We start from the raw sequence: 11,818 nt of genomic DNA, 5'->3' as shown, positions 1-11,818 counted from the left end.
CTCACTGAAATTCGTCCAGCGGTTGGATTTTGAACAACGGTTAATGCGCAACGTGACGTATCTTCAAGCACTCGTCTACACGGTGCTCACGCCGTGTGAGTGACTCGTGGACGGTTACCCAGGTGGGGAAAATGGCAGCAACAACCAGAAGCTCGGAATACAAACAACTTGTGCGACGCATCCCAGAGGACGTCGCGACGAAAGGCAATCTCGACCTCATCGACGAAATCTGCACCGAAGATATTCGCGACCACAGCCCGCTCGGCGAGTCCGTGGGTCGAGAGGAGGCGAAACAGCAGATTGGAAGCATGCGTAACGCGTTCAGCGACTTCTCCGCGACTGTCGAAGACATCGTGGAAGAGGGCGACACCGTCGCCATGCGCGTGACGCTACGGGGCACCCACGACGGCGAGTTCATGGGCTACGAACCAACCGGCAAGACGTTCGAGGTCCAGAACCTCGTGTTCACCCGCATCGAAGACGGTAAAATCGCAGAGCGGTGGGTCCAACCCGACATGCTCGGCATGATGGAACAACTCGGGCTCACCGAATTACCCACTCGCTAACCACGAGTATTTTTCGACCGAGAGTGCCGCCGTTTGAGCGACCGCCACGGAGACCGACTGTCCGCCGCTCAGTCGTGCTTGAACGATCGCTTCCCGGTGAACACCATCGTCATGCCGTGTTCTTCTGCGGCCGCAATCACGTCTTCGTCGTTGACCGAGCCGCCGGGCTGGATGACGGCGGTGATGCCGGCCTCGGCAGCGGCTTCGATGCCGTCCGGGAACGGGAAGAAGGCGTCTGAAGCCATGACTGCGCCCTTCGCGTCCTTCCCCTCTGCGTGCTCCTCGGCCTTCATCGCGGCGAGGCGGACGGCGTCGACGCGGCTGACCTGTCCCATGCCGATGCCGACGGTTTCCGTGCCCTTGGCGAACAGAATCCCGTTGGATTTGACGTGCTTGAGCGTCTGCCACGCGAACAGCATGGTCTCCAGTTCCTCGTCGGTTGGTTCCTTCTCCGTCGCGATTTCGAGATCCTCGACGGTGAGTTTCTGCTGGTCGCGCTCCTGAATCAGGCGACCGCCGACGATTGGTTTCTCAACGAGCGTCGAAGTGATGTCGCCGAGTGGTCCCACGTCGAGGACACGCAGGTTCTTCTTCTCGGTGAGCACGTCGAGTGCAGCGTCGGTGTAGCCCGGCGCGACGACGACTTCCTTGAACGAATCGACGATGAGCTCGGCGGTTTTCGCGTCACACTCGCGGTTGAGCGAGACGATGCCGCCGAATGCGCTCATCGGGTCCGTCGAAAGGGCGTTTTCGTAGGCTTCCGCGAGGGTGTCGGCGGTCGCACAGCCGGCGGGGTTCGTGTGCTTGATGACGGCGGCGGCGGGTTCGTCGAACTCTTTGATGAGATTGAGCGCGGCGTCCGCGTCGTTGTAGTTGTTGTAGGAGAGCGCCTTCGCGCCCTCGTTGAGCTGGGCTGCATGGACGACGCTCGCCTCCTCGCAGGTGTTGTCGGCGTAGACGGCCGCGGCCTGGTGGGGGTTCTCGCCGTAGCGCAGGCCGGTGAGGTGGTCTGTCGTGTCGACGCGGCGGGCCGGGAACTCGCCGGCGTCGTCACCTTCGATTTCGACACCGTCTGCGGTGACGGTGACTCTGTCCTCTGCGAACCACTTGACAGCACGTGGGTACGCCTTGAACTCGCCTTCGTAGAGGACGCGCTCTTTGAGCGTCTCTTCTGTGTCCCCCTCGTAGATTGGGATTGGCTCCTGGGTGACGATTGGGCCGGCGTCCACGTCCTCGTTCACGACGTGGACGGTGCAACCGGTGACTTTCACGCCTGCGGAGAGGGCGTCGCCCCACGCGTCCATGCCCTTGAACGTCGGCAGGAGCGACGGGTGGACGTTGAGCGTCGTCGGGACGTTGTCGAGGAATTCGCCGGTCAGCACGCGCATGTAGCCGTCGAGGCAGACGAGGTCGAAGTCGTATTCCGCGAGACGTGAGACGATGCGTTCCTCGTGGGACTCGCGAGATTCGCCCTCCTCGCGTTCGACGACTTCGGTGGCGATGCCGCGCTCTGCGGCGGCGTCCAGTACAGGTGCGCCTTCCGTGTTCGTGAGGACGACGGCGACCTCTGCGCCACCCGGCGCGAGGTCTGCAACGTGCATGAGATTCCGTCCGCGGTTACTCGCCAGACCGGCGATTCGTGTCATGTGCGAGTGCGGGTCCGCCGGGAGTAAAGTAATTGCGATTGCAGGAGCGATTCTGTGCGAGTTCGTGTATATTTACCGGGCAAAAGTGCGGCCTATGCCTGCGTTCTATGCACATCTCTGTGTCCTCCGACCGACACGCTTTTGCTACGCCGGGCGGCAGTCGAAGGTATGTCAACCTTTGTTGGCGACGGCCCGCTGTTCGCCGTCTCGCCGCTCGACGGGCGCTACGGCCGCTACACGGAGGCGCTCGCGCCCTACGCGAGTGAAGCCGCGCTGATGCGAGCCCGCGTGCAGGTGGAAGTCGAGTACCTCATCGCGCTCGCCGACCTCGACGCGACACCCCTCGAAATCGGAGCCGCAGCCCGCGACCTCCTCCGCGAACTCTACGAGGAGTTCGACGCCGCGGACGCGGACATCGTCAAACAGCTCGAAACGACCGGCTACAAGGACTACACCGCGACCAACCACGACGTGAAGGCAGTGGAGTACTTCATCCGCGAAGGCCTTCCCGCGTCGCTCTCGGATGCCGGCCCGTGGGTCCACTTCGGCCTCACCAGCGAGGACGTGAACAATCTCGCCCATCGCCTGCTCGTGAAACCGGCCGTCGAAGAGGTTCTCCTCCCCGAACTCTACGCCACGCGCGACGCGCTCATCGAGATGGCCCGGGAGTTTCGCGACTTGCCGATGCTCGCCCGGACCCACGGCCAGCCAGCGACGCCGACGACCTTCGGCAAGGAGATGGCTGTCTACGCCGCCCGCCTCGGGCGCACCGTCGCGACAATCGAACGCGCGACCGACGAAATCTCGGGGAAACTCGCCGGCGCGAGCGGCACCTACGCCGCCCACCACGCCGCCTACCCGGACGTAGACTGGCGGGCGTTCTCCCGCGAGTTCGTCACCTCGCTCGGCCTCGAATACACGCCACTGGCCACGCAGGTGAACCCGTGTGACGACCTCGCCGCACTCTTCGCGACCATCCGCACCGCGAACACGGTCCTCATCGACTTAGACCGCGACATGTGGCTCTACGTCTCCGACCGCTACCTCGGCCAGGAGACGGTCGAAGGCGAGACGGGCAGTTCGACGATGCCCCACAAGGTGAACCCCATCGACTTCGAGAACAGCGAGGGCAACCTCTCGAAGGCGAACTCGGACCTCGTCTTCCTCGGCGACTACATCACTACTTCGCGCCTCCAGCGCGACCTCTCGGATTCGACGGTCAAGCGCAACATCGGCGCGGCGTTCGCCTACTGCCTCATCGCCTACACCAAAGTCCAGAAGGGGCTCTCGAAGGTCGTCCCGAACGAGGCGGTCATGCGCGAGGAACTGGAGGCAACGCCCGAAATCATCGGCGAGGCCGTCCAGACTATCCTGCGCCGAGAGGGTCACGAGGACGCCTACGAGCGCGTGAAGGCACTCTCGCGGGGCAAGCGCGTCACGCTCGCCGACTTCCGCGACCTGTTCGATGACCTCGACGTAGACGATGACGTGCGCGCAGAACTCCACGCCCTGACGCCCGCGGGCTACACCGGTCTCGCCGCCGACCTCGTGGATGAACTGGAGTAGCATATTATCCGTTCGCCCGTCGTAATGTGGATGAGTGCAACTTTTCGTCTCTGCTGAAGGGCGGCGCGGATTCCTGCTTCGGGTAGCCGCGCTCTTTCTCTTTTTCGTCGCGCTCGCCCTGCTCAGCAGGCGGATGCTCCCGCTGTTCGTGAACCCCGAGTTCGCCCGCGAGACCATCGCCGCCTACGGCCCGCTCGCGCCACTCGCGTTCATCGCGGTGCAGGTGCTCCAGGTGGTCTTCGCGCCCATCCCGGGCCAGGCGATGGGCGTGGTGAGCGGCTACCTCTTCGGTGCATACCTCGGGACGTTTTACAGCGTCGTTGGCGCGGGACTGGGGAGTTTCATCGCGGCCGCCGCCGCTCGCCGATTCGGCCGCCCCTACGTCGAGCGCGTCGTCCACCCCGATACCCTCTCCCGGTTCGACGGCGTGACCGACCGGCGCGGGGAAATTGGTCTGTTTCTCGCCTTTCTGGTTCCCGGCTTACCCGACGACGCCATCTGCTTCGTCGCCGGACTCACGCGCCTCTCGCTTTCGCGCATCGTCGTCATCGCGGTGGTTGGTCGCGCCCCGTCGCTCCTGCTCACGAACCTCGTCGGCGCAGAACTCGCCAGCCGAAATCTCGCAATGGCGGCGGTTCTGGGGCTGCTAGTGCTCGTGCTGTCGATTTTAGGATACACGAACCGTGAGACACTCGCGGACTGGGTTGTAGGCGACGGCAGTTAGGAGAGGAATGCGGCGACTGTCTCCGTCACGGCTTCGGCAGCGGCTTCGACCGCTGACACGAGGACGTACTCGTTGGGCGAGTGGGCGACCGGTTCATTGCCGTCGGCGAGTAGGCCCGGGCCGAACACGACGGTGGGGGCGTCGTGGGCGAAGTATGAAGCTTCCGTGGCGGCCGAGAACGGACGAATTGCCCCGCCGGAGGCGGCGGCAAGCGTCTGGGCGAGTTTCCCCTCAGGGTCCGTTTCCCACGCTTCGAGGAAGGGTGTGGGCCGGTCGGTGAACTCGAAGTCGTAGGTCACGTCGAACTCGACGTCGGGGACGTTCTCGCGAAGGTGGGTTTCGAGCAGGTGCTCGAAGGAGTCGCTCGTCTCGGGGGGAACGCTCCGGCGGTCGACGACGATTTCGCATTCTGCGGGAATCTGGTTGGTCGCCGTCCCGCCACGAATCATCGTCGGTTCGAGCGTCGCCGCGCCGAGTTCCTCGTGGACCGGTGGGGCGTCGTCGCGGTCGAGGAAGGTTTCGAGCGCCCGGAGGACGTGGCCTGCGCCGGTAATCGCGTTTACGCCGGATTGTGGTTCCGCGGCGTGGGCGTTCTCCCCGCGGACGGTGATAGTTCCCTCGAAGCGGCCTTTCGCCGCGTTACACACGTCGAGGCCGGTCGGTTCGCCGACGATGTAGGCGTCGCCGTCCAAATCGAGGGCGGCCGCGCCGGTCGATTTGACTTCCTCGTCAGGGGTAATCGCGAGCGTGAGTTTGCCGCGTTGGAGGTCGGTATCGAAAAACGCGACGAGCAGGGCGGTCAGTGGCCCTTTCGCGTCGCAGGAACCGCGGCCGCGGATAATGTCGCCGTCGCGGGAAAATTCGACGTGCGGGGCGACGGTGTCGATGTGGGTATTGAGGACGACGTGGGGGCCGGGTTCGTCGGTCTCGCGTGTGGAAATTGTGTTGCCAGCGTCGTCTACGTGTGCCGCGAAGCCCTGGGCTTCGATAGTAGAGACGAGCAACTGGCGCATCTCGGCGATATCCTCGTGGGAGGGCGTCTTGACGGCGTCTTCGAGAAAAGCGACGGGGTCGAAATCCACCTCAGGCCTCCGTCGGGTCGAGTCGTCGGGGCTTGCTGACGGGGACCTCACTCCGAAAATCGAGTTCGACCGGCCCATGGAGGAACGCCGGGCCGTCGGTGAGCGTGACTTCGAGGTCGCCGCCCGGCGGCGAGACGGAGACCGCAGAGCCACCGGAGACGAGGCCGAGTTCGCGGGCGGCGGCCGCGATGGCCACCGCACCCGTGCCACAGGAGCGCGTCTCGCCCTCGACGCCGCGCTCGAAGGTGCGCTGGTCGAAACCGCCGTCGTCGCGCTGGCTGGCGACGTTCACGTTCGCCCCCTCCGGGAAAATCTCAGCGTGGCGGATGGCCGGGGCCACCGCGTCGAGGTCCACGTCGGCCACGTCGTCTACGAAGATGACGGCGTGGGGAACGCCCGTGTTCACGGCCGTGACGGCGTAGCCTTCGAAGTCCTGCTCGACGACCGGTTCGTCAGCGAGAACCGGGACGGCGGCCGGTTCGAAGAGGGGCGTTCCCATCTCGATGGTCACGCCGTCGTCTTCGATGCGAGCGTGGCGGGTGCCCGCCTGCGTGTCGATCATAATCTCGGACGCACCGGTGCGTTCTGCGGCCCACGCCGCAGCACAGCGCGCCCCGTTGCCGCACATCGAGGCGGTCGAGCCATCCGGCTGGACGAGCGTCATGACGACGCGCGGCGGCGAGTAGCGGTCTTCGAGCGCGAGAAAGAGCACGCCGTCTGCGCCCACGCGGTCACTCGACGGGTGGGAGACACCCGTCTCGCGATGACAGAGTTCCGTCGCGAGCGCCCGGCGGTCAGGGACTGCCTCTGCTGCATCTACTAGTACGAAGTCGTTTCCGGTTCCGTGGTACTTGTCGAATCGAATCATGGTTCTTCTAAGGTGGTGACGTCGGCGAGGGTTTCGCGTCGAATCGCGAGGCTTGCCTCGCCGTCGTCAAGTGCGACCACCGCGGGTCGCGGTCGTGAGTTGTACTGACTGGCCATTTCGTAGCCGTATGCGCCAGCGTTGCCGATACAGAGCAAGTCGCCCCGGGCGGGCGCTGGCAGAACCCGGTCGGTGGCGAAGATATCGCTCGTCTCGCAGATGGGGCCGGCGACGAGCGTTTCTACCGATTCGCGTTCTCCTGCGTCGGGCGCGAGGTTGCGAATCGCGTGGTAGGAATCGTACATCGCCGGGCGGACGAGCGTCGTCATCCCGGCATCCACGCCGACCACGAGCGTCTCAGGCGTCTGCTTTACCGTGTTTACGTTGGTGAGCAGAACGCCCGCGTCGGCGACGAAGTAGCGGCCCGGTTCGATGGCGAGTTGGGCGTCCACCTCGCCGAGCGCCTCGCGAGTCGCGTCGGCCACCGCGTCGATGTCGAGGGGTGGTTCGTCCTCGCGGTACGGGACGCCAAAGCCGCCGCCCACGTTCACGAAGTCGAGCGCGACGGGCGACTCGCGGGCGAGCGCGCCCATCCGACTCACGAGTTCGCGGTGCGAAGAGAGGTCGTCGCCCGAGATACCGCTGCCCGCGTGGGCGTGGATGCCGACCACGTCGAACCCGCGGTCTGCGGCCTCGGCGAGCAGTTCGGGAACGTCGTCGTACGGGACGCCGAACTTCGGATCAGTGCCCGTCGTAACCTTCGCGTGGTGGCCCGCGCCGACGCCGGGGTTTACGCGCACCGCGAGCTTGCCGTAGAACCCGCGGTCTGCGAGGCGGTCGAGCGTGTCGGCCGCGCCAATAGTGATGGTCAGCGGGTGTTCTTCGGCGCGGGCACAGACGTGGTCTAGGTCCTCACTCGGCGGGTTGACCGCCGTGTAGCGCACCTCGTTTCCCGTGAAACCGGCGGCGAGCGAGCGCTCGACTTCGCCGGCCGAGGCGCACTCCGCACCGACGTCCTCCTCGCGCAGGGCGCGCAGGACAGGTCGCGAGGTGTTGGCCTTGGTCGCGTAGCTTACCTCCGCGTCAGGAAACGCCCCGCGAATCCGCCAGGCGTTCTCGCGGACGCGGTCTACGTCGTAGACGTAAAGCGGCGACCCGTACTCCGCTGCGAGGTCGGCGAGCAGGCCGGCGTCCCACTCGTGCAGTCGGCGTACGTCGGGGCCGCCGCTTTCGTCGTTCATTCGCGCAGTGCCTCCTCTCGTGCGGTGGCTTCGAGCGTGGTCGCCTCGATGTCCGTGGCGACGACGGCGGGCTTGTACGCCCCGCCGGAAAACAGCTCGTGGTCGCCAATCGAGGATTCGACGAAGCGCGTGAACGCCCGACGGTTCGATGGCAGTTCGCCGTAGAGGACTTCCTCTTCGACGAGGTCGTAAACCGGAATGCGCGGCGTGAGCAGCGTGTTCTCGCCGACGACGGAGTTTTCACCGACGACGAATCCGGAGGTGACCCGGCAGCCAGCGCCGAGCGAGACGCCGTCTTCGACGATGACCGGCGCGCTCTCGACCGGTTCTAAGACGCCGCCGATGAGCGTGTTCGCGCCGAGTTTCACGTCGTTGCCAATCTGGGCGCAGGAGCCGACCGTGTCACAGGAATCGACGAGCGTGCCGTCGCCGACGTGCGCGCCGATGTTGACGTAGGCCGGACTCATGAGGATGGCGTTCGACCCGATGTAGGCTCCCCGCCGAATGACCGTCCCGTTCGGGGTGTTTCGCGTGCCCTTCTCTGCGAGGTCGCTCGTCTCGCGAAGCGGGAGCACGTCGTGGTAGGTCACGCCGCCGTAGGTTCGGGGTTCGGTGTTTCGCAGGCCGAAGTTCAGGAGGATGCCCTGCTTCACCCATTCGTTGGCCTCCCAGGTTCCGTCGCGCTTCTCCGCGGCGCGGATGTCGCCGGCTTCGAGCGCGGCCAGGAAGGCGTCTAACACGTCGAGTTCGTCCGCGCCGACGTCGGCGGCCGTCAGTCCGTCTTGCTTTCGTTGCCACAGGGCTTCGATTGTCGATTGTAGGCTCATTGGGAATCGTCGATTACGTTCGCGAAGTCGTACCGGCCGGCGTCGCGGGTCGCCACCCATACGGCGGCGTCCAGCGCCCCGGCGGCGAACACCCCGCGACTCTCGGCACGGTGGGTGAGTGTGACTACCTCATCGTTCCCAGCAAGGAGTACCTCGTGTTCCCCGCGAATGTTGCCTGCTCGTCGCACGAGGACGCCGACTTCGTCCGCGGCGCGGGGGGCGTCTCCCTCCCGGCCGTAGACCCGTTCGAGAGAGCGCTGTTCGTCGATGCGGTCTAAAATCATGTTCGCCGTCCCGCTCGGGGCGTCGCGCTTGCCGTTGTGGTGGGTTTCGACCAGCTCGATGTCGTAGTCGGGCAGCGCGGCGACGGCTTCCTCGACGACGTTGAGTAGCGCCTGAATGCCGCGAGCGAAGTTCGACGATTCGAGGAGCGGAATCGTCTCGCTCGCCGCGTCGAGGGCCGCGTTCTGTTCGTCTGCGAAGCCGGTCGTCCCGACGACGACGGCGACGCCCGCCTTGGCGCAGGCGCGGACGTACTCGACCGACGCCTCGGGGACGGTGAAGTCCACGAGCACGTCGGGCTGGTGCTCGGCGAGCAGTGCGGGCAGGTCGCCGTCCGATTCGAGGGTCACGTCCGTCGCCACGTCTTCGGGGTCGCGGCTGACGGCGAAGGCGAGGTCCACGTCGTCGCGGTCTCTCGCCAGCGTGATGACCTCTTGTCCCATCCGGCCCGTCGCGCCGGTGACCGCAACCCGCGTCATCGGGCGAGCGGGGCCTCCGCGTCTTGCAGGTCTGCGAGGGCTTCACGCAGCGCGTCCAGGTTCTTTTCGCCCATTCGAGACAGCGGCGGACGCATCGCACCCGTGCCGTGGCCGCGGATGGCGAGCGCCTCGTTGATTGGGATGGGGTTCGTTTCGATGAACAGTGCCCGGAACAGCGGGCCGAGTTCGTAGTGCAGGTCGCGGGCCATCTCGTAATCGCCGTCGAGTGCCGCGCCGACCATCGCGCAGGTGCGCTCGGGTTCGACGTTCGCGGCGACGCTGATGGTGCCCGTCGCGCCGATCGAAATCATCGGGAGCGTGAGGCCGTCGTCGCCGGAGAGGACGGCGAACTCCTCGTCGTGGGTCTTCTCTAGGACCTCGCCGACGCGGTTCAGGTCGCCACTCGCGGCCTTGTAACCCGCGATGTTCGGGTGGCTGGCGAGGTTGACCGCGGTCTGGACGGCGATGTTCCGGCCCGTGCGACTCGGCACGTTGTAGATAATCTGTGGCAGGTCGACCTCGTCTGCGACGGTGCGGAAGTGCTCTTCCATGCCCGCCGGTTCGGGCTTGTTGTAGTACGGCGAGATGAGGAGCAGTGCGTCCGCGCCGGCGTCTGCGGCGCGTTGGGAGAGCGACACTGCCTCTCGGGTCGAGTTCGACCCGGAACCGGCGATGACCGGCACGTCGGAGACGGCGTCGACGACGCACTCGATGACCTCGATGTGCTCGTCGTGGGTCAGCGTCGCGCTCTCGCCGGTCGTGCCGACGGGAACGAGGCCGTCGACGCCGGCTTCCTCGAGGCGTCGGGCGTCTGCGGCTAGCTGGTCGAAGTCGATACTAAGGTCGTCGGTGAACGGCGTGACCATCGCGGGGAACACGCCACTGAATGTCTGGTCTGTCATTGGTGGTTGGGGTCTAGGTAGTCTACGTGCGCTCTGCCATCGGAGAATAGCTCACAACGGAGGTGCCACGTCCGCCGTGAACAGAGTGTGCTTACGCACGTTTGCGTTTAGCGCCCCAAAAACGTCGCACGCCACACCCATCGCTGTTCCGTGTTGCGATGGTCGTTGATGTAGCGCGTCGCATACGAAATTCACAGCGTCGCCAGTACTTAGGCATTGCGCCAGTTGCGAAGCCTGCCGAGGCTCGGCGGCCGTCTCATGGGTCGTGTGGACACACCACGCTTCGATGTGGCCACGGGCAGAAGGGTAAACACCTTTCTTGCGGGCGTCTGATTGCAAAATATGGGTATCCATCACTCGGGCCAGCGCGTCGCCCTTCTCGTAGACGCGCAGAATCTCTATCACTCCGCACAGAGCCTCTACTCGCGGAACATCGACTACACGGCGCTGCTGAACGAAGCGGTCGACGGCCGCACGCTCACCAGAGCCATCGCGTACGTCATTCGCGCAGACTCACCCGACGAGGAGAGTTTCTTCGAGGCGCTGAACGACATCGGCTTTGAGACGAAGATAAAAGACATTCAGACGTTCGCAGACGGGTCGAAGAAGGCAGACTGGGACGTCGGGATGAGTCTCGACGCCGTCACGCTCGCCCCACACCACGACACGCTCGTGCTGTGTACCGGCGACGGCGACTTCAGCCGCCTGTGTTCGCACGTCCGCCATCAGGGCTGTCGCGTCGAAGTGATGGCGTTCGAGGAATCGACGTCGGAGTCCCTCATCGAAGCGGCGGATTCCTTTACGGACTTCAGCGAAAAACCGGACGAGTTCTTGCTCTAGACGGGACGGCCGCTTTCGGAGGTCCCGACGAGCAGCGACCCAGCTGCCATGCCGAGCGCGGCGAGGGCGGCGAGGGCGACTGGAACTGGCGAACCGAGGAAGCTCACGCCGAGCAGCACGACCGAGCTAATCGCGAGGACCAGCATGCCGAGGGTTACTTTCGATGTTTGGTTGCTCATGCCCGGTCCTTGGAAGTTCTCGCATATGAGCGTTCTGGAAAATCGCGGTACGGCGTGGCATTGAACACTATCTTTCATGATTGATGTGTGGTTGCAAATCACACATTTTCGGGTGGAAGGCGTTTTACCAGCCAGTCCCAAAGAGCGGCCAATGAGCGAGACAGACGAGCGTACGGACCTCCGTACCATCGCAGACTATCAGTTCGGGGCGGGCGCCGGCGACGCCCTCTTCGCTGGTGACATCTCTATCGAGCGCTCCAGCAACGGGCGACCGCAGCAGATTCGAGACGGGCGGGCACGCATCGTGTCCTTCGGGCTGGACGGCCGGTTCACCCTCGGCGTCGAGGGCGGACGACGCCTGCTCGACTCGCTTGCCTCCCCGCAGGCGCGGGTCGTCGTCGGCGACGAGAGCGAACCGTTCGTCCGCGACGGCAAGAACGTGTTCGCGAAGTTCGTGAGCGACGTGGACCCCGACGTCCGCCCGGGTGACGAAGTCGTCGTCGTCCACGAGGAGGGGTACATTCTCGCCGTGGGACGGGCGGAACTGTCCGCCTCGGCCATGCTCGACTTCGAGACGGGCATGGCGGTCAAAGTCAGAGACGGTGCGCAAGACTCCTGA

At 65.1% G+C, this 11,818-nt stretch carries 13 protein-coding genes; 5 read left to right on the top strand and 8 right to left on the bottom strand.

The genetic code is table 11. The features are described from left to right. The first annotated feature begins 131 nt into the window (after positions 1-131). On the top strand, positions 132-566 hold the full coding sequence (locus P1M51_RS10370) for an ester cyclase (RefSeq protein ID WP_276248131.1): 435 nt from the start codon (positions 132-134) through the stop codon (positions 564-566). 68 nt (positions 567-634) lie between these two features. On the opposite strand, the gene purH is transcribed toward P1M51_RS10370, so the two are convergent. After that, complete coding sequence (gene purH, locus P1M51_RS10365) at positions 635-2,212, bottom strand: bifunctional phosphoribosylaminoimidazolecarboxamide formyltransferase/IMP cyclohydrolase (RefSeq protein ID WP_276248130.1); 1,578 nt, start codon at positions 2,210-2,212, stop codon at positions 635-637. Positions 2,213-2,380: 168 nt separating this feature from the next. Between purH and purB the strand changes: the two genes are divergently transcribed. Continuing rightward, the gene (purB, locus tag P1M51_RS10360) at positions 2,381-3,778 is read left to right on the top strand and encodes an adenylosuccinate lyase (protein WP_276248129.1); all 1,398 of its coding nucleotides are present in this window, start codon (positions 2,381-2,383) and stop codon (positions 3,776-3,778) included. Positions 3,779-3,812: 34 nt separating this feature from the next. Continuing rightward, positions 3,813-4,502: a TVP38/TMEM64 family protein gene (locus tag P1M51_RS10355; RefSeq protein ID WP_276248128.1), complete on the top strand. Its 690-nt coding sequence runs from the start codon at positions 3,813-3,815 to the stop codon at positions 4,500-4,502. Here the strand turns inward: P1M51_RS10355 and P1M51_RS10350 are convergent. From P1M51_RS10350 to dapA, 6 genes are read right to left on the bottom strand one after another with little or no spacing between them, the layout of a single operon-like run. Then, a complete protein-coding gene (locus P1M51_RS10350) occupies positions 4,499-5,584 on the bottom strand; it encodes a M20 family metallopeptidase (RefSeq protein ID WP_276248127.1) in 1,086 nt (361 codons plus the stop codon). The two genes, P1M51_RS10355 and P1M51_RS10350, sit on opposite strands and share 4 nt — an antisense overlap. A 1-nt stretch (position 5,585) precedes the next feature. Then, positions 5,586-6,452 carry a diaminopimelate epimerase gene (gene dapF / locus P1M51_RS10345; RefSeq protein WP_276248126.1) on the bottom strand — a complete coding sequence of 289 codons (867 nt, stop codon included), beginning with the start codon at positions 6,450-6,452 and terminating at the stop codon, positions 5,586-5,588. Further along, positions 6,449-7,690 (bottom strand): diaminopimelate decarboxylase, encoded by a 1,242-nt coding sequence (gene lysA, locus P1M51_RS10340; RefSeq protein WP_276248125.1) that lies wholly within the window; start codon positions 7,688-7,690, stop codon positions 6,449-6,451. Before lysA ends, dapF begins: the two co-directional genes overlap by 4 nt. Continuing rightward, a complete protein-coding gene (locus P1M51_RS10335; protein WP_276248124.1) occupies positions 7,687-8,517 on the bottom strand; it encodes a 2,3,4,5-tetrahydropyridine-2,6-dicarboxylate N-succinyltransferase in 831 nt (276 codons plus the stop codon). The genes lysA and P1M51_RS10335 overlap by 4 nt, the downstream gene beginning before the upstream one ends. Continuing rightward, positions 8,514-9,278, bottom strand: coding sequence for a 4-hydroxy-tetrahydrodipicolinate reductase (gene dapB / locus P1M51_RS10330; RefSeq protein WP_276248123.1), 765 nt, complete (start codon positions 9,276-9,278; stop codon positions 8,514-8,516). Before dapB ends, P1M51_RS10335 begins: the two co-directional genes overlap by 4 nt. Next, positions 9,275-10,180 (bottom strand): 4-hydroxy-tetrahydrodipicolinate synthase, encoded by a 906-nt coding sequence (dapA, locus tag P1M51_RS10325; RefSeq protein WP_276248122.1) that lies wholly within the window; start codon positions 10,178-10,180, stop codon positions 9,275-9,277. Before dapA ends, dapB begins: the two co-directional genes overlap by 4 nt. Before the next feature lie 342 nt (positions 10,181-10,522). Here dapA and P1M51_RS10320 point away from each other — a divergent pair, with 342 nt between their 5' ends. Beyond that, positions 10,523-11,020, top strand: coding sequence for an NYN domain-containing protein (locus P1M51_RS10320; protein ID WP_276248121.1), 498 nt, complete (start codon positions 10,523-10,525; stop codon positions 11,018-11,020). Here P1M51_RS10320 and P1M51_RS10315 read toward each other — a convergent pair. Next, on the bottom strand, positions 11,017-11,199 hold the full coding sequence (locus tag P1M51_RS10315; RefSeq protein WP_276274438.1) for a hypothetical protein: 183 nt from the start codon (positions 11,197-11,199) through the stop codon (positions 11,017-11,019). The genes P1M51_RS10320 and P1M51_RS10315 overlap by 4 nt on opposite strands. Positions 11,200-11,350: 151 nt before the next feature. Between P1M51_RS10315 and P1M51_RS10310 the strand changes: the two genes are divergently transcribed. Next, positions 11,351-11,818: a PUA domain-containing protein gene (locus P1M51_RS10310; RefSeq protein WP_276248119.1), complete on the top strand. Its 468-nt coding sequence runs from the start codon at positions 11,351-11,353 to the stop codon at positions 11,816-11,818.

Origin of the sequence: Haladaptatus sp. QDMS2 (assembly GCF_029338295.1) — an archaeon.
In the GTDB taxonomy this organism is placed as follows: domain Archaea; phylum Halobacteriota; class Halobacteria; order Halobacteriales; family Halococcaceae; genus QDMS2.
This window is presented reverse-complemented; position numbering and strand designations above follow the sequence as displayed.

What these genes read in the sequence shown, in the direction of transcription:
- P1M51_RS10315 (WP_276274438.1), bottom strand. Translation starts at nt 11,199, where the DNA reads ATGAGCAACCAAACATCGAAAGTAACCCTCGGCATGCTGGTCCTCGCG.
- dapF (WP_276248126.1), bottom strand. Translation starts at nt 6,452, where the DNA reads ATGATTCGATTCGACAAGTACCACGGAACCGGAAACGACTTCGTACTA.
- P1M51_RS10335 (WP_276248124.1), bottom strand. Translation starts at nt 8,517, where the DNA reads ATGAGCCTACAATCGACAATCGAAGCCCTGTGGCAACGAAAGCAAGAC.
- dapB (WP_276248123.1), bottom strand. Translation starts at nt 9,278, where the DNA reads ATGACGCGGGTTGCGGTCACCGGCGCGACGGGCCGGATGGGACAAGAG.
- dapA (WP_276248122.1), bottom strand. Translation starts at nt 10,180, where the DNA reads ATGACAGACCAGACATTCAGTGGCGTGTTCCCCGCGATGGTCACGCCG.
- purB (WP_276248129.1), top strand. Translation starts at nt 2,381, where the DNA reads ATGTCAACCTTTGTTGGCGACGGCCCGCTGTTCGCCGTCTCGCCGCTC.
- P1M51_RS10370 (WP_276248131.1), top strand. Translation starts at nt 132, where the DNA reads ATGGCAGCAACAACCAGAAGCTCGGAATACAAACAACTTGTGCGACGC.
- purH (WP_276248130.1), bottom strand. Translation starts at nt 2,212, where the DNA reads ATGACACGAATCGCCGGTCTGGCGAGTAACCGCGGACGGAATCTCATG.
- P1M51_RS10320 (WP_276248121.1), top strand. Translation starts at nt 10,523, where the DNA reads ATGGGTATCCATCACTCGGGCCAGCGCGTCGCCCTTCTCGTAGACGCG.
- lysA (WP_276248125.1), bottom strand. Translation starts at nt 7,690, where the DNA reads ATGAACGACGAAAGCGGCGGCCCCGACGTACGCCGACTGCACGAGTGG.
- P1M51_RS10310 (WP_276248119.1), top strand. Translation starts at nt 11,351, where the DNA reads ATGAGCGAGACAGACGAGCGTACGGACCTCCGTACCATCGCAGACTAT.